The organism is Paenarthrobacter sp. PPS72, assembly GCF_048537125.1.
Lineage (GTDB): Bacteria > Actinomycetota > Actinomycetes > Actinomycetales > Micrococcaceae > Arthrobacter > Arthrobacter nitroguajacolicus_E.
In genome coordinates this window covers 1-24,870 of the sequence record NZ_JBLYIE010000012.1, presented here as the reverse complement: position 1 = coordinate 24,870, position 24,870 = coordinate 1, and the positions used below count along the sequence as shown (strand labels likewise).

The 24,870-nt window shown below is 60.6% G+C and carries 29 protein-coding genes and 2 pseudogenes; 20 read left to right on the top strand and 11 right to left on the bottom strand.

Annotated elements, in window-relative coordinates:
• From drmB to ACLRGI_RS06275, 6 genes are all read left to right on the top strand, one after another.
• The coding region (gene drmB, locus ACLRGI_RS06300) for a DrmB family protein (protein WP_419200801.1) at positions 1-1,086 on the top strand (1,086 nt) is incomplete at its 5' end.
• A gap of 1 nt (position 1,087) precedes the next feature.
• The gene (gene drmC, locus ACLRGI_RS06295; RefSeq protein ID WP_419200800.1) at positions 1,088-1,870 is read left to right on the top strand and encodes a DISARM system phospholipase D-like protein DrmC; all 783 of its coding nucleotides are present in this window, start codon (positions 1,088-1,090) and stop codon (positions 1,868-1,870) included.
• A gap of 693 nt (positions 1,871-2,563) precedes the next feature.
• Positions 2,564-2,845: an SIR2 family NAD-dependent protein deacylase gene (locus ACLRGI_RS06290; protein ID WP_419200799.1), complete on the top strand. Its 282-nt coding sequence runs from the start codon at positions 2,564-2,566 to the stop codon at positions 2,843-2,845.
• Positions 2,751-3,221 carry a hypothetical protein gene (locus ACLRGI_RS06285; protein ID WP_419200803.1) on the top strand — a complete coding sequence of 157 codons (471 nt, stop codon included), beginning with the start codon at positions 2,751-2,753 and terminating at the stop codon, positions 3,219-3,221. Before ACLRGI_RS06290 ends, ACLRGI_RS06285 begins: the two co-directional genes overlap by 95 nt.
• Complete coding sequence (locus ACLRGI_RS06280; RefSeq protein WP_419200798.1) at positions 3,211-4,158, top strand: LEM-3-like GIY-YIG domain-containing protein; 948 nt, start codon at positions 3,211-3,213, stop codon at positions 4,156-4,158. Before ACLRGI_RS06285 ends, ACLRGI_RS06280 begins: the two co-directional genes overlap by 11 nt.
• Before the next feature lie 10 nt (positions 4,159-4,168).
• Positions 4,169-4,894, top strand: a complete 726-nt coding sequence (locus ACLRGI_RS06275) for a DUF6308 family protein (protein ID WP_419200797.1) — start codon at positions 4,169-4,171, stop codon at positions 4,892-4,894.
• A 56-nt stretch (positions 4,895-4,950) separates the two neighbouring features.
• Here the strand turns inward: ACLRGI_RS06275 and ACLRGI_RS06270 are convergent, their stop codons facing one another.
• Both ACLRGI_RS06270 and ACLRGI_RS06265 read right to left on the bottom strand, forming a co-directional pair.
• Positions 4,951-5,814, bottom strand: coding sequence for an EamA family transporter (locus ACLRGI_RS06270; RefSeq protein ID WP_419200802.1), 864 nt, complete (start codon positions 5,812-5,814; stop codon positions 4,951-4,953).
• A gap of 1,126 nt (positions 5,815-6,940) precedes the next feature.
• Positions 6,941-7,675 (bottom strand): EamA family transporter, encoded by a 735-nt coding sequence (locus ACLRGI_RS06265; protein ID WP_419200796.1) that lies wholly within the window; start codon positions 7,673-7,675, stop codon positions 6,941-6,943.
• A gap of 87 nt (positions 7,676-7,762) precedes the next feature.
• On the opposite strand from ACLRGI_RS06265, the gene ACLRGI_RS06260 reads away from it, so the two are divergent.
• Together ACLRGI_RS06260 and ACLRGI_RS06255 are read left to right on the top strand one after the other, a co-directional pair.
• Positions 7,763-8,266 (top strand): MarR family winged helix-turn-helix transcriptional regulator, encoded by a 504-nt coding sequence (locus tag ACLRGI_RS06260; protein WP_419200795.1) that lies wholly within the window; start codon positions 7,763-7,765, stop codon positions 8,264-8,266.
• 23 nt (positions 8,267-8,289) lie between these two features.
• On the top strand, positions 8,290-8,829 hold the full coding sequence (locus ACLRGI_RS06255; protein ID WP_419200794.1) for a PhoX family protein: 540 nt from the start codon (positions 8,290-8,292) through the stop codon (positions 8,827-8,829).
• Positions 8,830-9,122: 293 nt separating this feature from the next.
• On the opposite strand, the gene ACLRGI_RS06250 is transcribed toward ACLRGI_RS06255, so the two are convergent.
• Positions 9,123-9,473: a hypothetical protein gene (locus tag ACLRGI_RS06250; protein WP_419200793.1), complete on the bottom strand. Its 351-nt coding sequence runs from the start codon at positions 9,471-9,473 to the stop codon at positions 9,123-9,125.
• Between the two features lie 280 nt (positions 9,474-9,753).
• On the opposite strand from ACLRGI_RS06250, the gene ACLRGI_RS06245 reads away from it, so the two are divergent.
• From ACLRGI_RS06245 to ACLRGI_RS06225, 5 genes are all read left to right on the top strand, one after another.
• Positions 9,754-10,695: an FG-GAP repeat domain-containing protein gene (locus ACLRGI_RS06245; protein ID WP_419200792.1), complete on the top strand. Its 942-nt coding sequence runs from the start codon at positions 9,754-9,756 to the stop codon at positions 10,693-10,695.
• 110 nt (positions 10,696-10,805) lie between these two features.
• A complete protein-coding gene (locus ACLRGI_RS06240) occupies positions 10,806-11,045 on the top strand; it encodes a PLDc N-terminal domain-containing protein (protein WP_419200791.1) in 240 nt (79 codons plus the stop codon).
• Positions 11,046-11,049: 4 nt separating this feature from the next.
• Entirely contained in the window at positions 11,050-11,544 is a 495-nt protein-coding gene (locus ACLRGI_RS06235) for a hypothetical protein (protein ID WP_419200790.1), read from the top strand.
• A complete protein-coding gene (locus tag ACLRGI_RS06230) occupies positions 11,472-12,113 on the top strand; it encodes a hypothetical protein (protein ID WP_419200789.1) in 642 nt (213 codons plus the stop codon). Before ACLRGI_RS06235 ends, ACLRGI_RS06230 begins: the two co-directional genes overlap by 73 nt.
• A 334-nt stretch (positions 12,114-12,447) precedes the next feature.
• A complete protein-coding gene (locus ACLRGI_RS06225; protein WP_419200788.1) occupies positions 12,448-12,756 on the top strand; it encodes a hypothetical protein in 309 nt (102 codons plus the stop codon).
• Here ACLRGI_RS06225 and ACLRGI_RS06220 read toward each other — a convergent pair.
• A complete protein-coding gene (locus ACLRGI_RS06220; protein WP_419200787.1) occupies positions 12,753-14,006 on the bottom strand; it encodes an NYN domain-containing protein in 1,254 nt (417 codons plus the stop codon). The two genes, ACLRGI_RS06225 and ACLRGI_RS06220, sit on opposite strands and share 4 nt — an antisense overlap.
• A 210-nt stretch (positions 14,007-14,216) precedes the next feature.
• Here ACLRGI_RS06220 and ACLRGI_RS06215 point away from each other — a divergent pair, with 210 nt between their 5' ends.
• The gene (locus ACLRGI_RS06215) at positions 14,217-15,404 is read left to right on the top strand and encodes a TerC/Alx family metal homeostasis membrane protein (RefSeq protein WP_419200786.1); all 1,188 of its coding nucleotides are present in this window, start codon (positions 14,217-14,219) and stop codon (positions 15,402-15,404) included.
• Positions 15,405-15,424: 20 nt separating this feature from the next.
• Here ACLRGI_RS06215 and ACLRGI_RS06210 read toward each other — a convergent pair whose 3' ends face one another.
• Genes ACLRGI_RS06210 through ACLRGI_RS06200 form a run of 3 tightly spaced genes read right to left on the bottom strand, consistent with a single transcriptional unit; the run spans position 15,425 to position 17,939 of the window.
• Complete coding sequence (locus ACLRGI_RS06210) at positions 15,425-16,027, bottom strand: TetR/AcrR family transcriptional regulator (RefSeq protein ID WP_419200785.1); 603 nt, start codon at positions 16,025-16,027, stop codon at positions 15,425-15,427.
• Positions 16,028-16,055: 28 nt separating this feature from the next.
• On the bottom strand, positions 16,056-16,910 hold the full coding sequence (locus ACLRGI_RS06205; protein WP_419200784.1) for an alpha/beta fold hydrolase: 855 nt from the start codon (positions 16,908-16,910) through the stop codon (positions 16,056-16,058).
• Positions 16,911-16,937: 27 nt separating this feature from the next.
• Positions 16,938-17,939 (bottom strand): NADP-dependent oxidoreductase, encoded by a 1,002-nt coding sequence (locus ACLRGI_RS06200; RefSeq protein ID WP_419200783.1) that lies wholly within the window; start codon positions 17,937-17,939, stop codon positions 16,938-16,940.
• A 180-nt stretch (positions 17,940-18,119) separates the two neighbouring features.
• Here ACLRGI_RS06200 and ACLRGI_RS06195 point away from each other — a divergent pair, with 180 nt between their 5' ends.
• Positions 18,120-18,332 (top strand): metallothionein, encoded by a 213-nt coding sequence (locus tag ACLRGI_RS06195; protein WP_419200782.1) that lies wholly within the window; start codon positions 18,120-18,122, stop codon positions 18,330-18,332.
• 6 nt (positions 18,333-18,338) lie between these two features.
• Here the strand turns inward: ACLRGI_RS06195 and ACLRGI_RS06190 are convergent, their stop codons facing one another.
• Together ACLRGI_RS06190 and ACLRGI_RS06185 are read right to left on the bottom strand one after the other, a co-directional pair.
• Complete coding sequence (locus tag ACLRGI_RS06190; RefSeq protein ID WP_419200781.1) at positions 18,339-19,703, bottom strand: MFS transporter; 1,365 nt, start codon at positions 19,701-19,703, stop codon at positions 18,339-18,341.
• A 57-nt stretch (positions 19,704-19,760) separates the two neighbouring features.
• The gene (locus tag ACLRGI_RS06185; protein WP_419200780.1) at positions 19,761-20,498 is read right to left on the bottom strand and encodes a GAF and ANTAR domain-containing protein; all 738 of its coding nucleotides are present in this window, start codon (positions 20,496-20,498) and stop codon (positions 19,761-19,763) included.
• Positions 20,499-20,767: 269 nt separating this feature from the next.
• Between ACLRGI_RS06185 and ACLRGI_RS06180 the strand changes: the two genes are divergently transcribed.
• A complete protein-coding gene (locus ACLRGI_RS06180; RefSeq protein WP_419200779.1) occupies positions 20,768-21,187 on the top strand; it encodes a hypothetical protein in 420 nt (139 codons plus the stop codon).
• A 13-nt stretch (positions 21,188-21,200) separates the two neighbouring features.
• A complete protein-coding gene (locus ACLRGI_RS06175; RefSeq protein WP_419200778.1) occupies positions 21,201-21,701 on the top strand; it encodes a GNAT family N-acetyltransferase in 501 nt (166 codons plus the stop codon).
• A 25-nt stretch (positions 21,702-21,726) separates the two neighbouring features.
• Here the strand turns inward: ACLRGI_RS06175 and ACLRGI_RS06170 are convergent, their stop codons facing one another.
• Positions 21,727-22,416: a hypothetical protein gene (locus ACLRGI_RS06170; protein WP_419200777.1), complete on the bottom strand. Its 690-nt coding sequence runs from the start codon at positions 22,414-22,416 to the stop codon at positions 21,727-21,729.
• 54 nt (positions 22,417-22,470) lie between these two features.
• Entirely contained in the window at positions 22,471-22,962 is a 492-nt protein-coding gene (locus ACLRGI_RS06165) for a hypothetical protein (RefSeq protein WP_419200776.1), read from the bottom strand.
• 143 nt (positions 22,963-23,105) lie between these two features.
• Here ACLRGI_RS06165 and ACLRGI_RS06160 point away from each other — a divergent pair, with 143 nt between their 5' ends.
• The 3 genes and pseudogenes from ACLRGI_RS06160 to ACLRGI_RS06150 all read left to right on the top strand — a co-directional run.
• Positions 23,106-23,537 (top strand): VOC family protein, encoded by a 432-nt coding sequence (locus ACLRGI_RS06160; RefSeq protein WP_419200775.1) that lies wholly within the window; start codon positions 23,106-23,108, stop codon positions 23,535-23,537.
• Positions 23,538-23,783 (top strand): annotated as a pseudogene (locus tag ACLRGI_RS06155) (mycothiol transferase); the annotation flags it as partial.
• A 42-nt stretch (positions 23,784-23,825) separates the two neighbouring features.
• Positions 23,826-24,870, top strand: a pseudogene (locus ACLRGI_RS06150) (hypothetical protein); the annotation flags it as partial.

Below are 24,870 nucleotides of genomic sequence, written 5' to 3'. Positions count from 1 at the left end.
CCTCCGTGGGCAATACACCTAGAGAAGAACCAACTCAGCCAACTGGTCCTTGATGGCTGGGAGCACTTTGCAGACGTGGAGGACGAAGCCGAACTCAGGGGTATCGTCAAGACCCTGATCCGCACCAGCGCATTACCCGGCATAGATAAGTGGGATGTCCCAAGCATCTGGCAGGCGATCGAACATCGCAAAGCCGGTAAGGGCATTGAGCTCGTCTCAGAAGGCGACATCAAGGGCCCCGAGTGGGAGGTACTGACCTCAAGCAGTCCGCCGAGCGACTGGCCCCACTTCATGAGTACAGCCGTCAACCCACCAGTTGGATATGAGGCTCAGGTCAAACGCGTGCTTCTGCTCGAACGACTCAGGGAAGTCAACGCACTCATCGGATATACCCGCATCGAAGCGCCCGAGGAAACGAGCGATCCTGACGAACGCCCACCCATGGCCGCGCTCACGCGAGGCACAACTGAGTGGGTTCTGGCAAGTGAAGTTCACGGCGAAGGGATCTTTATCGAGTTCAACGAATCCGCCATCAAGTCGTGGGAGCAGAATCCGCATGTAGCCGACCGCGACAAGACTCTGTTCGTTGGTCACGAGGGCTGGCGGAACGCTCGCCATCTGAAGCCCGACGTGGGCTTCCCCCCGAGCCGGTACACCATGCTCCACACCATCGCGCATCTCCTCGTTCGCGAGCTCGCGCTTGAGTGCGGATACAACGCCGCAAGCATCCGAGAGCGTGTCTATGCGAGTTCAGACCCCGAGGCGCCGATGGCTGGCATCCTGCTCTACACAGCCGCTGCCGATTCGGACGGGACGCTTGGTGGCCTCGTCGACCTCGGCAAACCCGACTTCCTGGGTCGGCTACTCGACCAAGCGCTCGAACGAGCTTCCATCTGCTCGTCAGACCCTCTGTGTTCCGAGCACGATCCGAGCAAGGATCGCTCGCTCCACGCAGCCGCTTGCCACTCGTGCACGTTCGTCTCAGAGACCTCGTGTGAGCGCGGCAATCGCTACCTCGACCGGGCCCTCGTGATTCCCACGCTGAGGGACGATCAGTCCTGCCTGTTCCATAAGGGCAGTTCCTGACGTGGACGAGCTTCTTGCCGTTGTCGCGGAACTGGGGCTGGAGCTCCACCCTGATCGCGTTCGTGTAGTTGCCTCCAAGATCGAAGGACTCGGATCAGTGGAGCAGTTCACGCTGGCCCGCCCGGCCTTCGGACCCAACGCCGACAAGGTGCTCATCGCCAAGCTTGGTCACGCATGGCATGGCGCAGACTCAATGTCACCACGGGATGTGGCGACCGCACTTCGAGGGGCGTCGGCAACGGCTGTCGAGCAACAGCGCCGCGGCTCTGTCGAACTCACTTGGACAGGGCCGTCTTCGGGTCAGGTGCCAGTCCGGCACACCGAGCAGGTGCTCATGGAAGTCATCAATGCAGCACAGCGGCGTCTCTTCATTGTGAGTTTCGTGGCATACCAGGTGAATTCGATCGGCAAGGCGTTGACCGAGGCAGTCGCCCGCGGGGTTCAGCTCGACGTGCTGCTTGAATCCTCGACCGCGCATGGCGGGAAAATCGATCACGACTCGGCGGAGGCGATGCGGAAGCTTGTGCCCTCAGCCCGATTGTTCGCATGGTCGGCCCACGAGAAGGGTGCTGCGGGTCAGTATCCCGGAGTGGTCCATGCGAAGTGCGCCGTTGCCGACGGTCGAGTCGCTTTCATCACGAGCGCGAATCTCACTTCCGCGGCGATGGAGCGGAACATGGAGCTCGGAATTCTCGTCACGGGCGGGAACCTTCCTGACGAGCTCCATAATCATCTTGAGGCACTGATCGCGACAAAGGTGCTGCAGGCTGTCGAGATTGCGTAGGCAGCGACGGGAAACAAGGTGCTGGCTAAACCGAGGCAGGAAACGGTAGCAGCTTATGCGCACATTGGTGCGAGACGCGACTCATCAGCGTAGGGACTGGACACCGCGAGGAATCCCTCCGCAGCTGTTGGCTTTCGCTGCCGATCGCGTTCTCATCAACGTTTGTATACTGTATTCAGTCCCGCAGAAAAGATGCCAGCACATCATTCGCGAGAAGTCGAAGGTTTAAAATTACAGGTTCCCAAGATTTGCGACAGCCGAATGACAGTTGAAATAGACAATATTAGCGCAAATTTTAGAATTTTTCCTGCCGAAATACCATGGACGAGTAATTCAAGGATTCAATTGGGTCTCATACCCATATTGTTCCCACAGTTTCAGGTTCCACTCCCGCCAGAGCATCCATTTTGATCGAGATGCGACAAGGCTTTCAAGGCTATTCTGGATGACACTTTCGGTCCGCTCTAGTTTTGAAACAATGGCTTATTGCATCACCTAACAATCTGCTTAGCGGACAAGTATCTGATAACTTTTGGTGCCCCACACTCGACTGGTCGCCAGAATGGTCACCAGAAACCCTCCTGGGGTCACCAGATTGGCTGGCATCGGCCGATAAGTTGGCCATGAGAATCCCAGAAATAGGCGGTTTTTCGCCAGATTGGCGGGAGTCGATTTTTCCGGGAGCCCTAAAGTTTGCTTCGTCCAAGCGTTGGCGGTGAGTGGCTGTTGAAGCTCCATGGATCAGTCAGCAAACCAGACACAATCGTGCTAACCCGGGACGACTATCTCGGCTTCAACAGCAGTCGCGCGGCCTTGTCCGCCCTGGTCAAAGCACACCTACTGACACATCACTTGCTGTTCGTCGGCTTTGGTGTTGCTGATGACCATTTCCGCGCTCGTTCACGACGTTCGAAGGGTTATGCCGAGCCACGACCCGGAACGGCAGCAGATGGGCACAGTTCTTGGCCTGTTTGACGAGCCACACCAACAGCTGGTCTGGTCCGGCAAACTTGACATCCTGCCCATGGCTGGCCCGTACCCCCACGGGACAACAAGCAAGGACAAACGGGATGCGGCCATTCAAGAGGCCGGCCGCGACATGGAAATCTTCCTGGACATGACAGCTGCATACGCCGCCGACGACCACTCGTATCTGCTTGCTCCCGCATACACTCAAGGGTTCAGCACAGACGAGATTGAACTGCGTCGGAATCTGTTGGCACTTGCAATGCAGCAACAGACACCGGCCACCGGCCACCGCGGAAGTATGGGGTGTCATCAGCAAGACGCTGACCAATTTGGGATTCGACCCCATGCGGTTTACACGGACAGGGCAGAGCATGAAAATTGATCAGAAAGTCTTGGAACAGGTAGCCGAGCACTTGGGCAACTACGCGTATATGCTCCTGGACCCAAGAACGTCAGTACCCTTCTACGTGGGCAAAGGTTCGCGGACTCGTGTGGTCGACCATGGGCTCGAAGCCGAAGCATTGTCCTCGTCCGAGGACGAATCGGCAGTTGAGCATTCTCGCAAGATCCGAGCCATCCAGGAAATTCGTGCGGCAGGATTCGAGCCAGACATCTGGATACTGCGACATGGCATGGGCTCGGAGTACACGCAAGTGGAGGCAGCGGCCATAGACCTCTTATCGACATTCTTGGTCCAGCCGGCACGAGACTTGCACCCGCTGGCCAACCTCGACCAATTGACCAATGAGCGGCGCGAATCCTCGAAGGGCCATGGAATAGAAACGTTGGCGAATATAGTGGCGGAATTCGGTGCTCCTGAGCTTGCTCCTCAAACTCCTCCGCTTCTTCTTATTACGCTAAAGCCGTGGGTAGATCTGGAGGAACCTCTACCTGATGGCGGAGCGCGCGCTGGCTATGGTTTCCGAACTGAATGGCTGAGCGCCTCCGATAAGTCGCTAATCGCGGCTGAACTCGGTGACTCGGTGAGAGCATGGTGGCGTATCGATCCAAAAGCCGTGGAGAGACTGAAAGTCAAACACGTGGTGGCCGTCCACCGCGGAGTAACTCGAGGCCTGTTTCAAATCCGTCCGGGCAGTTGGGAGTTGGACGCCGAGACGGGTCGCCGTGGGTTCAGCGTGGACCCTGTTCTGAGCGGACCGTTGCACGACCAGGTCGTGGGAAGGTACGGCTATCGGACGCCTCCAAAAAAGCGTGGCGACATCAGCGCCTTACCTACTGGCCCAAGCAGTAGGAAAGCTGAACAGCGCGACCACGAAGCCCTTCTGCGGCCCGCAAACCTTGCAAACAACGCAAACTAAGGATTCGACCATGGCCTTGCCGGAAATTCTCTCACCTGAGCGCGTGGACGAGGCTGCTGCTCTCGTCAACGAGTATTACACGAAGCTCTACCGCCACGGAGTCCCTCAGACCGGCAGGCGCTTCGACGACTGGGCCGGAGGAGGCGACCGGGTTGAGGTGGCAGATGCCATCACGGCAGATGATCTCCTCGCCGTTTCCTTCCTATCGGTGCAAGTATCACCTCCCGCGATAATCGGGCTCCTTGAAACACGTGGAGCGGAGGTTGCGAGGCTGCTCGAAGAGATTCCGACCGACTTGGATCTGGCAGCTGTTACGGCCGACGAGTACGAAACCGTCCTTGGTGCTCTGAGTCCTGCCAACAAACTCCGGCGTTTGCTACGCGGCACAGACACGTACCGGTGGGGCATCGGGCCCACCACGGCGAGCAAGATAATGGCCCGGAAGCGCCCTCACCTCGTCCCTATCTACGATTCTGTAGTAGGGCCCCTAATGGGCCTGAACAACAACGACACTCAATGGCGGACCTGGCACACTGCTCTGACCGACGGAGGCGGGCTTCCTGACCGGCTTACGGCAATTCGGAAAAAATCCGGAATTGCCCTGCAGATTTCTCAACTGCGCACCATGGACGTCGTCCTCTGGATGCACGGTAAGAAGCTAGGCATGAACGTTCAGGACGATGGGGCGCCAACTCATAGGAGAGCGGGCGCAGGTCCTCATTCTGTTCTGACCTGACCCCGGCAGGCCGCCACCACCTGCTTTTGCAGCCGAGCATCTGCTCCACAATCACCTCAGCGTCCCCGGCTTTTCCGGAGGTTTGGGCCAGCCTCAGCCCCCGCCCGCTGCACCAAAAACACCGACCCCAGCACCAGCACCGCTCCCACGATCTGCCACCCCGACAACGACTCCCCCAAGAACACAAACCCTAGCACCGTAGCCACGAGCGGGCTCAGGAATCCCAGGAACGAGACCACCATCGTCGGCAGCCGCTGGATCCCCCGGAACCACACCGCATAGGCGGCCAAGGCGCCAAGGACACTAAGGTATGCAAACCCCGCCAGGTTAGGCAAAGTAGCCGAGCCCGGCAACCCTTCAACCAGCAACGTCACGGGCAGCAGCATGACTCCACCCATCGCTAACTGCAGGCCGGTAAACCCAAGCAGGCCCACGCCGTCGGGCCTTCCCCAGCGTTTGGTGAGCACAATCCCCGCCGCCATACTCAGCGCACCGGCCATACCGGCGAGCACACCAACAAAAGTCAGCGAAGCGTCGGAACGCAGAACGAGCAAGCCGACACCCGCCGCTCCCACCGCGCAGGCAACCACGTGCATAAGGCGAATCCGCTGCCCCAGCAGCAGCGCCCCAAGGAAGAGCACGAACAGGGGCTGGATGGACATGACCAGCGCAGCGAGCCCACCCGGCAGTTGGTATGCGGTGAAGAACAGAAGGAAGAAGAACAGCCCGATGTTGAGAGCCCCCAGCGCCGCGGCTTTGAACCACCAGCTCCCCCGCGGCCACGTTCGGGTGACGAGCATCAGCACAATGCCCGCCGGCAGCGCCCGCACGGTTGCGGCCAGGAGCGGCCGGTCGGCAGGGAGGAACTCGGTGGTCACCAGATAGGTGGATCCCCAAACCATGGGCGCAAGCGCTGTGATGAAGAGGTCTCAAGGGGACGCCTTAGCCATGCCGGAACCGATCGGCTTACCAGCGGTCGTCAAAGCCATCAGATGAGCAATACAGACGGACCCACCCGAAGCGGGATCATCGGGGCGGATGACCGGAGATCGTTGACATATTGGTGTGCATCGATCCAGTCGTACCGCTACCAGTTGGCCGTTCACCGGTAGTACCTTTCCTGGACGCTTTTCAGCACCCGACGAGTCAGCCCTACTGGACACCTTGTCGCCGAGATCTGGGCCCAGCGTGTAGACCATCTGAGTTAGCTCCACTGAAATCCCGAAAACGTAGCACATCTAGTAGAGAATCGTTATATGAGAAATCGAGAGCGGACTCCCGAGGACTTCGCCGAGCGCAGGAAGGCGGTTCACCGACGGGCACTGGCTTCTTCGAGGCAATTCGGCCGATACGCGGCGAACTCGTCAAATACGGGCGTTACTCCACTTTCGGTCAGTGCCCCGCGACCCACCGACCACGGCGAAGTCGTCGTCACAAACTTTCAAACCACCCGTCAAATAGAGCGAGCTGGCGGTGCAGGGGAATGCCTAATCACGCTGAAGCCGAACGTATCCGCTCGACTCGGTCCTGGCCTGCTCACCCATTTCTTGGCAGCAGAATTGTCGCCGTTCTGTCGCAGCCAGCTCGTAGTTTCGGACGAACGATCGTTCCTAGGATCCTTGAATCAGACCAGCGCACGACCCACCGTGCTGCGAGTCGACGGCCGTGCATTGGAGGGATGGACGCTGGATGGAACGGAAGGATGTGGCGTTGTCGCTCAGCACGACGGAGTTGTTTTTATGTGGCTGGGCGTCCTAGGCTCCACACCGCCGTTGGATATCTTCACGACCGATCTAGGTGCCCACGTCCACGCCATAGTTGATCCCCCCAGCTAAGTCAAGGTCTTGTCTCACTTAAGTTAGTGTGCAGGCTCCCCGATATTGGGGGAGTTGAATTGCCGAATTGGTGAATCTGCATTTCCCCCATAATCAAGGAGGAAACATGAAAAAAGCTAGATTGGAATCCTGATAAACCCAGACGGATAACCCGCATCCAGAAGGATAGAGCATTGGAGTTACATGAGATCCTGCATTTTTTTCTTTTGGCTCAACCTCGGCGTACGCCGTGGTCGTGGCGGATAAGACCTTTGCACCTGAGGTAGGCGAAGCCTGCCAGGTTGGGCGCAGAAACCGACCCCGGCAGCCCCTCAACCAGCAACGTCACGGGCAGGAGCATGACTCCACCCATCGCTAACTGCAGGCCGGTAAACCCAAGCAGCCCCACGCCGTCGGGCCTTCCCCAGCGTTTGGTGAGGACTATGCCCGCCGCCATGCTCAGCGCACCGGCCATCCCGGCGAGCACACCAACAAAAGTCAGCGACGCGTCGGAACGCAGAACCAGCAAGCCGACACCCGCCGCACCCACCGCACAGGCAACCACGTGCATAAGGCGAATCCGCTCCCCCAGCCACAGCACCCCAAGGAAGAGCACGAACAAGGGCTGGATGGACATGACCAGCGCAGCGAGCCCACCCGGCAGTTGGTACGCGGTGAAGAACAGAAGGAAGAAGAACAGCCCGATGTTGAGCGCACCCAGCGCCGCGGCTTTGAACCACCAGCTCCCCCGCGGCCACGTTCGGGTGACGAGCATCAGCACGAGGCCCGCCGGCAGCGCCCGCACGGTTGCGGCCAGGAGCGGCCGGTCGGCAGGGAGGAACTCGGTGGTTACCAGGTAGGTGGATCCCCACACCATGGGCGCAAGCGCTGTGATGAATAGGTCTGGAGGGGACGCCTTAGCCGTGCCGGAACCGATCGGCTTATCAGCCGTCCTCAGAGCAGACATTTTTCACTTCCATACATTTCGATATCGAACTATTTGACGTACGACAATGTAGGTGCTGTACTGTTTGAGGTCAAGCATGGGAGGCCGATGGACCGCGACGCAGTAGACCTGATTCTCGAGCAGTGGAACAAGGAGCGACCCGACCTGGACGTCAGCTCCATGGGCGTTCTGGGCAGGCTCAACAGGGCTAGTCGCTTGGCGTCACTGGACGTGCAGAAGTTCATGAACCGGTTCGGGCTGGAGCCCTGGGAGTTCGACGTCCTGGCAACTCTTCGACGCTCGGCGGCCGAGGCTCCGCTCACGCCGGGACGACTCGCCAGCCTGACCATGATCGGTTCCGCAGCCATGACCAACCGCGTGGACCGACTCGTCAACCGCGGACTGGTTCATCGTGAGACCAACCCGGACAACCGCCGCCAACTGCTGATCAGCCTCACCCCCGAGGGACGCACCCTGGTGGATGAGGTGGTGGAGCACCACGTCGAGAACCAGCACAAGATGCTTGAAGGACTGTCCAAGACCGAGCGGACGCAGCTCGCCAATCTCTTGCGCAAGTTCCTGCTGACAAACGACGACGGCGCACTCTCCTAAGCGGGCCCGTGCAAGGATGAGGCGTGGACACTTCCTCTGAGCACCTGGCGATCGCAATCGGAAAGGCGCTCGGCGGCGGACAGGCAAGCGCCTACACAGGCACCTCGTATTGCCAAAGCGGCAACCATCAGATGAGTTATGCCATCTCGGTGCACCCGAGGGCTTTCATGTGGACCGCGAAGGAACTGCCGGACGGACGCACCCGAACTTTCGACCCCCGAAGACTGATCATCCAGACCGACGGCGTGGATGATCCTTACGGCCTCTCTATTGAACGCATCCCGTTCTCGTTTCCTGAAGCCGTCCAGCTTTCATTCCCGCTCTCCCTGCCCATATGGGGCCGGCAGCTGGACGACTACCACCCTGTCGCTTGTGAAGTGAACGGCTCGGACACGACGCTCCTGCTGAGGCACAGGGTAGACCGGACAATCTTTGGGTCCTTCACCTTTGATACAGAAAGCGGAATCGCGAAAACGCTGTTCACGCCGACGACGGCACTGAAACTGGAGCGCGAGCTCCCTCCGGAGAACGGAAAGTACGACTTCGGCTTCGTGGCTGGCTAGGGTGACCCCGATTTGCAGAATCGCCTTCGCCCCGACGAAAACACCCTCTAACAAAGAGATGGCCCACAGACGTTAGTCCACAGGCCATCATCAACTTCCCGGTTACTCAAGCTCGCTAGGCTCCCCGCTGGACTCCTCACGTTTGCTCCGCCGCAACACAAAGACGCCGTAGCAACCGAACCCCAGCATGAGTACAGCAGCAGCGGCACGCCACCATGCGAAAGGTTGCCAAACCGCGAAATTGACGGCCATGACGAAGAACATCACTACTTGCAGTGGATGCGGAGCCCTTTTCACCGCTTGCTCCTGCGAATAAGGCGCCCGCGCGTGGTGAGCTCACGGTACATTCCGAGGATCGCAGCAATGCTGAGAAGAGGGGTCAGTACAAAACTCAACGGGTGTCCCCTGAGAAGCAACGCCAACGTGGTCACCATTACGCAACCAGCGCTGAGTCCGGCCATGCCCGCTTCCGCCGAATCGGACGGCACCCACCCCCATTTCTTGTAGTGCAGGGCTGCGGCAAGGAGGAGCATCAACAACAAAGTGCCGACGACGAAGATCATCGGCTCAGGAACCAGCCCCACAGACACCACACTCGCCCCCAGGATGAGTGACAAGGTAAGCGAGTACTGTTTGGTCTTCATCGTCGTTGCCGGCACAAACTCTCCCCCTGAAAACGGAATTGCTCGGACTCGCATAGCCTGCGCCCATAAATCGGCCTCTAGGTGTCAGAATCCGCGAAACTAGGTGCTCCCAGGGCTAAATTAGGTGGCGGAAAGCCCGAACATGAGTGCTCAAACACAGCGTCTAGGTGCTCCTACCCGGACCGTCAAAAATCCGAACCTCCCACCCCTAACAAAAGCCACCCAGCAGGACTAGGCTCCGTTGCATCGCGTGATGACGATGTTGCTAATGGGGGTAACAGTGATGTTCCGATCAAAGTCGACCAAGAATTCCTGCCACAAATCACCCGAAAATCGAAGGCACCCGCTTTTCGTAGGGACAACTCTGGCCGCGACCGCAGCCCTGCTCATGGGCACAACGGCGTTTCCAGCACAGGCAGAACAGCCGGGCATACGCGCAGCGAGCGTCCCGGCAAACAACTGGGACTACGTCAACATCAACACCGGCTACAACGACGACGTCCTGGCAAGAGATACCGTCGGCGACCTTTGGGTTTATCCGGGTGACGGCCAGGGCGGCTGGAAGAAGACCCGCTTCAAGATGGGCGAGGGCTGGAACGTGATGACTGCAATCATCGGTGCGGGCAAATTCCAAAGCGAGTTCAACGACGACATCCTGGCCCGGGATATCAATGGCGACATGTGGCTCTACCCCGGCGGTTACGGATACCTCAAACCACGGACCAAAGTAGGTGTCGGCTGGAACGCCATGACCGCCATCATGGGTCCGGGCGACTTCGACGGCGACTACTGTGCCGATGTCATCGCCCGCGACACGGAAGGCCGCCTGTGGTTGTACCCCGGAGATCATGCCGGGGGATGGAAACCCCGGAGCCAAATAGGTGTCGGCTGGAATGTGATGACAGCCCTGATCGGTCGCGGCGACTTCAACGAGGACGGCAAAAGGGACGTCACGGCCCGGGACACCAGCGGAGCACTGTGGCTCTACCCCGGCGACGGCAAGGGCGGGTGGCTGCCCCGCATGCAGGTGGGTGAAGGCTGGAATGCCATGACGGCGATTATCGCCACGGGAAGATTCGACGGCAACTACCCCGGCTACTCACAGATCATCGCCCGCGACGCCAACGGCGACCTCTGGCTTTACCCTGGCGTTGGCAGCCGGCATCTGGAACCCAGGAAGAAGATCGGAGAAGGCTGGAACGTCATGACCGCCCTCATCTAAATCCCAACCGAAGCGTCAGCCCAGCGGCCGCACCCAAGGCGGGCTCCGGCGTCGTACGTCTGAAGCGCGAGTGTTACTTTGTACGGAAGCTGCTGGTTCAGGGGGATGACATGGAAGCTTGGGAATGGGCCTTGGTGCTGCTGGCGGGACTGTCTGCGGTGTTCGTGATGGGAGCGAACATTTGGGCGATCTTCGATGTCCTGCGGCAAGACGGCCTCGATCAAATTGCCCGGATCATGTGGGCGCTGCTGTTCTTCGTGGTGCCGCTGTTCGGTGTTGTGGTGTGGCTGTACGCGAAGCCGCGGCTGACTAACGCGAGCGGACGCATACGCCTTCGCAGAACCCTTTAATGCCATGGATTCACTGCTGCAAGGCCCCCGAGGACGTCGCCTCTGCCTTGAACTCGCCATGGAAATGGACCAGGACATACGGATCGCCGTCTTCCATCTCGGATACAACCTTGATCCTGGCGCCGGCATGTCACGAGTCTTGTTGACCATGAATCCCTCCGGAGAGGTGCCGCCTCCCCCGCCGGAACCGACCGTGAATGAGCTCGCAGCGTTGATCACCTCCTTGGATCTTCAGACCATCACGGACGAGCTGATTCAACACGCGCTTCAAAGGGCAGTCGACACCGCAAGATACTGGCAGGAGCCCGACGGCGAAGACGTCCTCGCCGCCACGGAGGAAATCAGAGAGTCCCTGGCGAATATCGCCAAAAGCCTGGCGGGTTCACCCGCAAGCCAGTGGTGGGACCAGAAGGCCCTGCCCGGACAATGGGTGATCGACTGGCGCGCAGAAGCAGATCCCGCACCGCTCCCTCGAAACCAAACCCGCAACAAACCCTGAGCGAATGGGCACGAAAGGAACGGGCCGAGGAAATCCGCGCGGCCAAGGAACAGCCACAAGACCCTCACGCCAACTTCAGCGGTGAGTGGTGGTCGATCCCCCACGGGCTGATCCACACGGTGGCGCGGATCCCCGACGGGCTCAGCCTGATTGAAGATTCCCTCGGGTGGGAGGAAGCCACCGTTATCCCCGTCGCCGGAACAGGCCGGATCTTGGAGATCACCACAGAAGAAGACTGGATCACCCTGTGCAGGGATTTCCCCTTGGAGGTCACAGCATCCCGGTGTCACGACTGGTTCCGCACCACTGGCCGCCATGGCCGCTGGGTAATCCCCGACTGGGAACGGGCCGCCAAAGAATGGGATGCCGTACACCTCACCGTCGCCTGCTACCTCAACACTGCTGGTCGGGCCCTACGAACAGACGAAGACACCGCAAGCGTCATCGCAGGCTGGGATCCCGGCACCACCATCTGGCTCACGGACGTGGCCCGTGAAACGGAGAGTCCGCGGCAGTTCTGGCACCGACCTCACAACGAAGACCTGTGGCAGTGGGCCCCGGGAAACTAAACCCGACCGCCCAGGCCGGGCCGTAAGAGAGCTTTCAGAAGAACCACCCGCATGGGGCACAATCAGGGTTATGGGCGGATCAATGTACGAAGCAGCGAACGCAGATCCTGCGCGCGAATCAACCCGACAACAGCATCTGGCGTCAGCTGACGACTTCGGCGAGTTTGCGACGTCCATATCGCGCCCAAACCAAACGCAGTTTTCGGTGTCTGGTCCAACGCAAACCGGGCACGGGATAGCTGTCGTCACGCATATCAGTGAAACGGGCCGAGTGGCTGGCCCTCCAAGTGCAGCGCATTGCTTTGTCACCCTAAAACCTGCGCCTCACTTCCGAGTGCAGACCGCCGCCGTCCTCAACGTGCTGACCACGGAACTATCAGATTTTGCGCTCCGTCAACTGCTCGCGTCGCATGAGGATGGGATCGTGGAGGTCCTCAAAGGCGTCAGCGCTCAGCCCTCAACACTTCAGATCAACGGCGTCAGCATTACCGCGTGGAGCCAGGAAGCCCGTGGTGTGCGCGGAAGAATCGCCGGTTACCAGGATCGCTTGATCATGTGGCTCGGTGCTGGCCAGCACCAGGCTTCCCCATCGTTGATTACCAGAAATTTGGGCTCGCATCTTCGGGAAATCAGCGCAGCCTAATGTTTAAGGGGCACCGGGATCAGGCCTCCGCTGGTCCACGCCGTGAGCTTCTCGACTTCTTTGCTATCCAGTTGCAGACCCGCGACACGGCACATGCCTTCGACGTGCCCTACCCACGCGAAAGCCAGTTCAGTTTCAGTCAGTGCGTCGGTGAGATTGACCTTTGCGTAAATAAGTCCCTGAATAAGGTAGTTGACCGCAGACCGTGCCACGGGAATGTCCGCTGCGAGGCATTCGTCGCGGACCGTTTTTGCCAGCTCGCTGCGATTCGTGGTCTCCTTCAACTTGCTGGCCAACGAGACTAAAACCTGCCTGTACTGAGGTGCCGACAGCGCGGGGATGTCCGTGACTCGTGCAATCTGCTTCTCGAATGCTTCGGTAGATTCTGTTTCTGAAGGGAGGTCCGCCTGCGAGAAACGCTTCGAGTCCCACACCCAGCCAGGAGACGGCACAGGCGCGAACTCAATCCGGTCGTCGACCCGAGCTACCCAGGCACCGAACTTCCCGTGTCCGTCCCAATCAGTGGACAACGATGAGTTAGCGCTCAGTGCGCGTTGGGCCACCACGGCAGATTTGATGGGCCCGGCCGCAGTCGTGACCAAGTCACGCACAGCAGCTGCAGCCGTCGAGAGGCCCGAGGACTTCGTGGCCGCAGCATCCGTTTTCTTCGACCGGGCGGTGAATGGAGCGACTGCTGCTACCGAGGTATCGGTTCCACTCAACAGGGCCAGGAAATCATGCGACTGGATGATGGTGTCCGCCATTTGCCGATAGGCGGCGGCAACGGGTCCGGCAACAATGACGGTGGTTCGCCGATCAGCCGCCCGGAACCGCTGGACCAAAGAAGTGAAGTCAGCGTCGTCCGAAGCTATGAGGAACTCTTCGACGTGGGCAGCCCCGGCCAGCACATCCACCGCGTCCAGGACCAGGTTGATGTCGGTGCTGCTCTTGCCCTGCTGTGTGAGCGACGGACAGTCGATGACCTTGAAGCCCGCACGAGTCCAGAATGTCCGGTATTTAGCATAGACAGTCGGATTCAGATAGCAGTTCCTGATGAGGAACCTCACATTCTTTCCACCTGATTCGTCGGCCTCCGTAATGGCGTCCAGCCATTGCCCTGGATCCGTTGCAAAGCGCTCAGCAGCACCGGGATCCAAGGATTTGAGGCCTATGTATACGTTGTCGAAGTCAACGAATATTGCAGCTCTAACCCGCGGGTTCGCACCGCCGGCAATAGGGGATGATGTCATGGCCCCAGTATGGCGGCTGTCGATCCAGATGCTGGGCAATGGCACGTCCCCAGCATGATCGGATGAGCATGCACGCCGTCGGCACTCAACCCAGCCAGCCGCCGTCGTCCTCCCGTTAGCGCCCGCACCACCAGTCCCGGTAAATTTGATCCCAAGAGTTTGACCCTCGGTGAGCAACACCACTCGCGCGCCTCACGAAAGCAGGATCATATGACTGTCTCTCCCCTCATTTGGGGCATCACCATCGTCGTCATTCTGGCGCTCTTGGCCTTCGACTACTTCTTCCACATCCGGAAGGCACACGTCCCCACCTTGAAGGAAGCGGCCGTCTGGTCCTCCATCTACGTGGGCTTGGCTGTGGTCTTCGGCATCCTGGTCCTGGTATTCGGCGGCGGCCAAATGGGGTCGGAGTACTTTGCCGGCTACATCACGGAGAAGGCCCTTTCAGTAGACAACCTGTTCGTGTTCCTGATCATCATGGCGAGCTTCCGGGTACCGCGCGAGGATCAGCAGAAGGTCCTGCTCTTCGGCATCGTGTTCTCCTTGATCGCCCGGACAGGCTTCATCTTCCTGGGCGCCGCACTCATCAACTCGTTCGCCTGGGTGTTCTACATCTTCGGCCTGATCCTGCTGCTGACGGCAGGGAACCTGCTCAAGCCTGACGGCCACGGAGATGATCAAGCCAATAACTTCATGATCCGGCTCGCCAAGAGGTTCTTCCACACCACGGACAAGTACGACGGCGACAAGCTCTTCACCGTGGTCAACGGCAAGCGGGCCCTCACCCCCATGCTCCTGGTGATGGTGGCCATCGGCGGCACGGACATCCTGTTCGCCCTCGACTCCATCCCGGCGATCTTCGGCCTCACGCAGAACGTCTTCATCGTCTTCACGGCCACCGCGTTCTCCCTGATGGGCCTGCGCCAGCTCTACTTCCTCATCGACGGCCTGCTGGACCGCCTCATCTACCTTTCCTACGGCTTGGCGGCCATCCTCGCGTTCATCGGCGTCAAACTGATCCTGCACGCCCTGCACGAGAACAACCTGCCGTTCATCAACGACGGCGAGCACGTCAACGTCATCGAAATCACCACAGGCCTCTCGCTCAGCGTCATCATCGGCGTCCTTGTCATCACCGTGGTGCTCTCACTGATTAGCCCAGCGGGCAAGGCCCAGACGGCCATCAACAACGCCCGCCGTCACGCCGTGAACTACCTCGACCTCGACTACACGGCCGATGCCAATGAGCGTGAGCGTATCTACCGCGCGTTGACCGCTGAGGAAGCGCAGATCGTACAAATGCCCCTGAAGTACAGGAATAAGGCCAAGGACGTGGAGACGATCCGCGAGCAGGTGGCCGAAGCGCACCGTCAGCACGAGGCGTTCCTCAACCGCTAGGACCCGCCCAAGCGCTAAAGTCAGGCGCCCAGGAGCACGCTGATCTGATCCCGGATCTCGTCGCCAACCTGGGCGTCTGTCAGTTCGATAGTGGCCGAGGACGTCATGCTGATGAACATGATCGAGGAGATAATCCGCGCCAGCTTGGCGGGATCACGGGCAAGCAATTTCTTATCCCGACCCAGGACTCCGGCAATGGCTTCTTCCGTGCGCATCGTCAGTGACAGCGCCTCGGCGTGGTGCGGCTCGGCCGGATCCCCGAAGACGATTTCCTTCAGGTAAGTCCGGCCGTTCTCGATCTGGACCCGGTTGCACTCGATGATGGGACGGATGATGGCCATCACCGCGTCGAGCACTGCTGATTCAGCAGCCGCGGCATCGACGCCCGAACCAAGCGCAACAGCATACTTGGCGTTGTGCACCAGCAGAAGCAGCTCCGCCTTGGTCTTGGCGTACAAAAACAGGGTTCCCGATCCGACGTCGGCCTTCTCAGCCACTTGCTGGGTGGTGACCTCATCCACTCCGTACTGGGTGAAAAGTTCACGTGCTGCCGCGGTGATGCGGTCAAGCTTCTCCTGCTTATTCCGCTCACGTCGGCCAAGGGTCTGGGGCGCAGGCTGCATTCAGCTACCGTATCAGCGGGCCGGCGTCTCAGCGTCCCAGGAATTCGAGGGCTACGGGGACGAACCTGTCGTGGAACTGGAAGATGCCGCCGTGCCCGGAGTCGGGGTAGATGACCAGTTCACTGCCGAAAATCCTGCGGTGCATATCGCTGGAAAGCACGGACGGGACCATGCGGTCGTTGTCGCCGTTGGCGATCAGGGTCGGCTGGGTGAGGACTCCCAAATCGGACGACGGCGATAGTCCCCACCTGCGGATGGCCTTCAGTTGGGTTTGGAACGCATGGAGCTTGATGGGTGTCTCGCGATTGGTGGTGCGTTCCTTGAGCCGAGCAATGAACGCCCTAGCAGCAGGTTTTCCGGCGGCATTGCGGTTGAAGAACAGGAACTCCTTGGGATCCTGCCGGGTCAAGGTACCTCGGAGCACGTCGTAGTACGTAGTTCCAATGATTTTCTGGATTCCTTCTCCACCGGCAGGGCCCGTGCCGGCAAGGACAAGCTTGCGAACAAGGGTTGGGTGCTTGAGCACCAGCGACTGGGCGATCATGCCGCCGAGTGAGAAGCCGAACAGATCCACTGTCTTATACCCGAGGGCTTTAATGAAGCTCGCGGCGTCGTCGGCCATACTTTCGATGCTGTCAGGAACAGTTCCTGTTGAGGCTCCCACGCCGCGGTTGCTGAAGGTGATCACGTGATGTTTGCCGGCGATGGGATCGATGATGCGCGGATCCCAGTTGTCCATGGTTCCGGCAAGGTGGATGAGGAAAATAACCGGGACTCCACCCCTGGGGCCCATTTCACGGTATGCGTAGCTGACACCGTTGGCCGTCACGGTTTTCGTGGGCACCTGGATGTAACTGCTTTGGTTTTGCTGTTCACTGCTCATGGTGTTCGTCCTGTCGGTTTGGATCGGTTAGGGCTGGAGGTGGCTGACCACGGTCTTGCCGCGAACGCCGCCCTTTTCAAGTGCAGTCAGGACATCCGAGGTCTGATCGAACGGAACCACCCGTCCCACTACCGGCCTGATATCTCCGGCATCGATGAGTGCCGCAATCTCCCTCAACTGGCTGCCGTCGGCGTGCATGAAGAGGAACTCGTACGTGACGCCCAGATGGCGGGCCTTACGGCGGATACCCGAGCTCAGCAGGGTCATCGCACCCAGCAGCACAGGGTTTCCACCCAGCTGGCGGGCGAACCCGGCATCCGGCGGTCCCGCGATGCCGATAGCTTTGCCGCCCTTCTTCAGCACCTTCAGGGACCGCTCCAGGTTCTCGCCGCCGAGGCTGTCCAGGACGAGGTCGTAATCGTGCAGGATCTCAACGAAGTCCTCAGACCTGTAGTCGACCACTACGTCCGCGCCCAGCTCGCGAACGAAGTCCTTGTTCCCGGCACTGACCGTGGTGGCTACTGTGGCGCCCAAGTATTTGGCCAACTGGATGGCGATGGAGCCCACGCCCCCTGCCCCGGCATGGATGAGGACCTTCTGGCCCGGGCGCACGTTTCCGCGCTCCACCAGGGCCTGCCACGCCGTCAATGCCACCAGCGGGAGCGAACCGGCCTCTTCCATGCTGATGGTGGCCGGCTTGATGGCCAGGTCTTCCTCCGCGACGGCGATACGCTCGGCGAACGTGCCGATGCTGCGGTTGCCGGGCCGGGCAAACACCTCATCGCCAGGCGTGAAGGCCCGCACTTTGGGTCCCACCTTCAGAACGACACCGGCTACGTCATGGCCCAGGACCTGCGGAAGTTTGTAGGGCAGGATCTGCTTGAACTCCCCCAGCCTGATCTTTTCGTCCAACTGGTTCAGCCCTGCGGCGTGGACGCCAACCAGCACATCGTGGTCCCCGAGTACCGGCTCGGGCACGTCCACCTGCTGGAGGGGTTCTTTGTACTGCTTGAGGACGAAGGCTTTCATGGGGGACTCCTTGGTGAGTATTACTGACTTAACTCAATTATGAGCGCACTCAGTAATTTAAGCAAGAGCATTCCCTGACCGCCTTGTCGGCAGATAGTAAGCATGCTTAGGTTAATGACAACCCGATTCCCACCCTCCAGCGGGAACCGGGCCTTGCCTACTCGAAAAGGAAGATCCGCCATGGCAACCTGCGATACCTGCGGCAACGACTACGACAAGACGTTCACCATCACGCAGGGAGAGCGAACCGGCACCTACGACAGCTTCGAATGCGCCATCCACGCCATGGCTCCCAACTGCGGGCACTGCGGGTGCCGCATCCTGGGCCACGGCGTGGAAAATGAACTCGGCATGTTCTGCTGCGAGCACTGCGCCCAGCACACGGGCGCGTAAGAGCCCCTAGACCGCGGGCTTCCGCCACATCACTGCCAGCACCAGCACCACAGCACTGAGCCCAAGCATCACCAGGACCATGATCCCCCAGTTCGCCTGGCTCACTCCCGGGCCGTACAGCACACCGATCAGTACCGTCGCGGTGATGGCCCCGAGGTAGCGGCACGTCTGGAAGATCCCGGCAGCCACTCCCCTCTCTTCGGGGCGGGCGGAAACGTAAAGGCCTTGGTTCGAGGCCGTGCTCACCACCCCGTAAGGAACACCCATCACGGCGGTAAGCACGAACACCAACGGCGCCCACAACGTCATGGTCAGGAACCCCAGCGTGCCGGCCGCAATGGTCAGAATCAGTACCCCGGTGATCAACACGGAACGCACGCCGAACCGCTCAATGAACCGCACGGTCAGTGGCGTCACCACAACCGACAACGCCGCAAGGGGCAGCATGAGCAGGCCCACCACGCCGGCGTCGTAATTCCCAGCCTCCTGCAGCAACTGCGGAAGGCCGAAGAAGGCGAAGTAGTAGACGCCGCTGAACACGACGAACAGCAGGTAGACCAGCAGCAACGGCCGGTTCCGGCCGAGCAAGCGGAGATCCAGGAATGGCGGCTGGAAACGCAGCTCGCGCCAGGCAAACAGCGCACCGATCACGGTGGCGGCGCCCAGCAGGTACCAGCGGTAGCCGGGCATCACATTGAGCAGCGCCATCATGGCCAGCATCAGGGAGGTGACGAACGCGAGAATGCCGGGGATGTCGGAATCGCGGATCAACTGCCCGAGCTTGCCTGTCTCGCGCCCCGAGTCCACCGGCGCTACCTTGTAAACCACCATCATGGCCAGCAAAGCGATGGGCACGTTGATTGCGAACAGCGCCTGCCACCCCACCAAGCTCACCAACAGCCCGCCCACCACAGGACCCACAGCGGCGGCTGACGTGTTCGCCATTTGAATCCGGCCCAAAGGCCGCGTAGACGGCAGGTTGGCCAGCCGACTCAACTCGGTGACCATCACGACGGCGGATGGGTACGCCGTCGCAGTCCCTACAGCCATGAGCGCACGGGCCACGCAAACCAGCGCGAAGTTGGGCAGGAACGGTGCGATTGCGCAGGTGACTGCCACCAACGCCATGCCGAACATGAACAAGCGGCGCGGACCGAAGCGGTCGGCGAGCCGGCCCATGAGCGGCTGGCCCGCAGCAGACGCGAGGTAGAACGAGGTGATCACCCAGGTGACCGTGGCGACGTCGAGCTCGAAGTGCTCCCGCAAGACCACCAAGGCCACAGCAATCATGGACGAGTTCAGCGGGTTAAGCGCCGTCCCGAGGCTCAGCGCAGCTATCGCGAGGCCGGGACGGGGTTTCTTGGCGGTCACCCGTCTAAGTCTGCTCTATGGTTGCCTCGGGTCACGAAGCGGGTTCGGTGGACGGACCTACTCCTCGAAGTGCGTCGTAATCTTCCCCGACGAAACTGCGGAGATGATCGACTTCGCCAGGTGCCGCAGCTTGATGTTGCGGTTGCTGGATGCGGTACGGAGGATGGTGAAGGCCTCGTCCTGGCTGCAGTGGTTCTGCGCCATGATGGCCCCCACCGCCAGATCGATCACGGTGCGCGACTGCATGGCCGCCGCGAGGTCGTTCCGGGCATCGCTCAGCTGCGCGATCTTCAGGGCGAGCCGCAACGACTTGGAGGCGTGGGAAGCGAAGACTTCTGCCCGCTCTATGTCGTCGGCGCTGAACGCGTCCGGCTGCTCCGAGTAAAGGTTCAACGCAGCCCGCGTGTCACCCTCCACCAAGAGCGGGACGCTGAGGATGGATCGGAGTCCCTGATGCGACGCTGCCTCGACGTATTCGGGCCAGCGATGCTCACGGAGCAGGTCGGACACCATCACCGGAGTGAGCTTGTCCATCGCCGTGAGGCAAGGGCCATCGAAATCGTTCTGGAGTTCGTCCATTGCTTTGGCGCGATCGTCACTGCTGGCCGCAGTGGCCGACTTCTTGCGACGCAATACTGTGATGCCACAGAAGACGGGTGCTTCCGGATGCGAGAGGCTCTCGGCGGAGAAAGCCGCGAGATCGCCGAGAAAAGCTTCGACGTCTTCGCTGCCCAGGACGAGATCCAAAAAGTAACCATTCTGGAGAGCTTCCTGCTCAGGGCGGGGGTTGACCATGCACGTTCCTACTGACTGAAATGCGTCCCCAGCAGACAGCAAAGGAGCGAATATTGCCGCCCTCTGCAAAACGGTCTGGAAATACCTTATCGTCCAACGATCACCGGTACAAAGTGCAGCCCGAGTGGTGCTGACCTGCGGATACATTTGGACCGAAGAGGCGTTTGTCAACCCCGGGGAGGGTTTCGTATGCTCTCGGAAGTAAGTAGGCTTACTAATGCAATCCGAGGTCCGGTATTACGGACCATTCGTGCAAAGGAGTCGTTCTGATGGGCGTAGAAGACAGCATCCGCAAGGCCACCGAAAACGCGATGGAAGATCTGGCAGGCACTTCCGATCCCGTCAACGACGGTCAAGTGCCGGCGCCGGGCGAGAAAGACGACGACATCCAGGTTCATTCCTCCATCAGCGAAGGCTCGAACGCCATGGATGAGGATCTCTCTCCGGATAACAACCAGCAAACCCGCAACGCGACTGGCGATGCGGCGAGGCACCGCGACACGGAAACAGACAACACCGCCACGCACGACGCCGGGACTCACCAGGACAGCCATACGGACGCTCATGTTCCTGCCGGCTCAGGCGACGTATCGGGCCCGGCCGGCTTGCCCAGCGGTGACCCGGACGACCTTCGCGCCGATCCCTCGGAAGGCGGCGGCGACCCGTCGACGAGCATGGGCCGCGGCTGACAGGGCTTCGGGGATGCTTCCCCACCCGACAACCCGCGTTCGCTTTCGCGAGATGACGCCCGCTGATCTCGATGTGATGAGCTCGATGCTGGGTGACGCCGAAGTGATGAAGTACTACCCGGCGCCCAAATCACGGGATGAAGCAGCGGCGTGGATCGGGTGGAACCAGGCGAATTATGCTCGCGACGGTTTTGGGTTGTGGATCGTGGAAACGCACGACGGCGGGTTCGTCGGCGACTGCGGACTGACGTGGCAACAAGTCAATGGGCGGTCCGAACTCGAAGTCGGATACCACGTGCGCTCCGCGTTGCAGGGGCGCGGGTATGCGACGGAAGCGGCCCTGGCGTGCTTGGAACTTGCTCGGGATGTCCTTGGGGTTGCTCGTCTGCTGGCGATTATCCACCCGGACAACATGGCCTCGCGCCGGGTGGCTGAACGGCTGGGAATGCGGGAGCTCGAGGACGATCTGGGCGGATCAATAGTGCGGACGGTCATGGGTGCGGATTTTGGCTAGCCGCAGGAAGCCATAACTCACGGCCTCAAGCGAGTCGCGCATCCGTGTCAGGGTCCTTGCGGGTGTCCAACATGCTGATGATCTTGCTCTCGAGTGCGGCCACCGTGGCCTCCGGCAGGACGATCAAGCCATCAAGTTCCTTGCGGGCACGCTTGTAAGCCGTTTGACGTTCGGCTGGGGTGGCTGCGGTGTCTTCGGCGATACGCAGCAGCTTCCTTGCCGTAGCCAGCCTTTGCCGCTCCGGGCCGGTGAAATTCCCGTCCTTGATGCGTCTGGCTTCCCGTTCGGCAACGTCGAAAGCGAGTTCAAAACTGTGGACAGCTGCCCGGTACTCAGCCAACCGGGCCGGCGTCGAAATGTCTTCCGGAGCTGCGGGACGTAGGCCGTCGGCCTCTTTTTTGGCCCGCAGGAACGCGACTGTAAGGGGTTCGCGGACGTCTGTCATGAGCGGAAAATCAATGAGGTTACCCACATCGAGCTCATATTCCAGCCACCTGTGATTCACCGCATCATGCGCGGCCATCAACGAGACCACCTCGGCCTGGTTGGCTTCCTCGTGCACCGCCAGTTGGTTCCGTAACTTCAGCAACTCAACCTTGCGGCGGTGCCGCTCCTCGCTGGCCTTGGACCAGGACCTTGCCCAGCCACCAGCCATCCCGCCGATAGGGAAAATGAGCCACCAGTAACTGCCAAGGAAGTCGAAGAGGGGTTCCACGGCTCCATCCTCCCACCAGCCTTGACCGGGCCTCAACAGACCCCGCTAGTCCGCCTAGTTAGTGATGTTGAGGGGCTTCGTGGGGAGGACGCAGGATGCCCTCTCCAGTTGCAGCTCGCCCTGGGCTACCCGGTTGTTCCTACCGGTGTCGTCACACCAATCGACGCCGTAGGGCATGGCGTTCACAGCCATGGCACCAGGCGCGGACTGCAAAGGAACTTCCACCGTGAAGGTGAACCCGCCGGCGTCGGCCATGGGTGCCGTTGAGTTGAGGACCTCCACCCCGGCCGCATCAATGAAAACGATGCTGATCCGGGCGTCGGCACCGTATCGCGGATCGCAGGTAGCATCCGGCGCAGCAACCGTCACAGTGTCACCCGCTTTTGCCGAGGACGGACTTACGGCAAACTCCGGGGGCATACAGGGTGGCGCCCCGCCCACCGAAGCGCTGCAACCCGCAGAAGCCAACGTCAGCAACGTCGCCGCCGATAACCCCAGCGCAGTGAGTTTGAGTGGGCGTCTAGTCAGGCCTGCGGAGGAAACCATGTCCCATTGTTGGCATGACTGTGCCGTCAAGGTGCTCGTTGCCCGTGAATGACCACCGGATCGTTGCGAAAGCACCTCAACGGGGCCCGCCGCCGCGATGCGGGTCAGCTGCCGCCGTCGTACCTTCCCGTTACCATTCCCGTATGGACCAGCGACTGCACTTCCTCACGTTTGCCACCAAGGATCTCGACGCCGCGCGCGACTTCTACAGGGACGGGCTCGGCTGGGATCCGGCCATGGATGTCCCCGGCGAGATCCTCTTCTTCCAGGTCGCGCCGGGACTGATGCTCGGCCTGTTCGATGCCGCAAAATTTGATCAGGACCTGGGTGCCGCTGCTCCCCCACCCGGAGTCAGCGGCGTGACGCTCTCACACAACGTCGGCAGTCCCACGGAGGTGTCCAGCACCATCGATGCGCTGGTGGCTGCGGGCGCGACGGTGGTGAAGCCCGCGCAGGAGGGCGCCTTCGGGGGTATCTTCCACGGTCACGTCAAGGACCCGAACGGCATTGTCTGGGAAATCGCACACAACCCGGGTTGGGGCATTAACGACGACGGCACGGTGGTTTTCGAATGAGTTGATCATTCAACCTTCGTGGAGAAGGTGTGGTTTGACGAAGACACCATTGCCAGTATCCAGGCCGCTCACCGGGAAGCATGCGAAGCCTCCAGAAGGTCGGCAGCTCCCCTTGGGCTCGACGACTTGGTATTTGGCAACCGACGCGGTCCGCTGCCGCTTAGATGGGTGTACCTGCACATGCTTCGGGAGCTCGCCCAGCACTGCGGGCATGCCGATATCCTGCGTGAACAGGTCAGCCGGTAGCAGTGAGCTAATAATGTCGGACCCCCATGACAGTGTTGCTTTATGGGAATCATCGGGCAGATTGTGGCAAGGCGGGTGCAGGCGCGTCGTGCCGATGCGCTGATGCATCAACGGTCCCCGCAATCTCTCAGCGTGCCAGCCAGACGTGCGGAATATCAACGCACGACGGCGGCAGGCGCCAACGCGTATAGCTTCAGAGGCGCTGGACTGCTCCCCGGATTGGAGTCACGGAACGGCTCACCGGATTTCAGCACCCAGGGCTTTAGCTTTGGGGACACTGAGCCTGGATTGCGCGTAATTCCGGCGGCCGATATTAAGCGCAGGGCACGCCTGATCGATGAGGGCCAGCTTTCACCCAGTCCTGAGGACGGGCCGCTGACCCGGGCAGGCGAAGCGTTGAGGTCGCTCCGTGAGTCCGCGGCCGACGACGCCCGGTTGTTCGGCTTTGTTGAGGCTGCTGATTTTGCCGGCAAGGTTGAGGAGATTTCCCGGTCGTTGGAGTACTTGCAGCTTGTCGCGGCGCAGGCTGTGGAACGAACCCGGAAGGAAGCACAGCTGTCGGGACCCGGGTCGTCAGCAGCAGCACCGGAATGGCGGACCGGCTGGACAGAACCAGAACCAGAACCAGGACCCCACCCGGCATCAGCCTGTCCTGCTGAAGCACGCTCCACTGTCGCAGCGCCTCCCATGGGCGACGCCGGCTCCGGATCCACCGCCGGTTCGAAGGCTGACGCGGCTTTGAAGGCCGACGAGGGTTTCATGGTCGGCGCGGGTTTTGTGGCTAACGCGGGTTTGATGGCTAACGCGGGTTTTGTGGCTGACGAGGGTTTCATGGTCGGCGCGGGTTCCGGTGCGCTGGGCGCCGGGTCAACAGCGAGCCCCTTGGATGACGGGTACCCGAACGCCGCGGAGTTCTTACGGGCACGGTTGCGGATCGGCATTGGCGAGGCCCGGCGCAGGCTGACCCTCGCCGCCGAGATCCTTCCGCAGGCAGGAATGGCCGGACAGGAGATCCCCGCCCGACGCCAGGTCCTGGCCGAAGCGGTTGGAGCCGCGCTGGTACCGTCGAGGGCGGCGACGATCATCA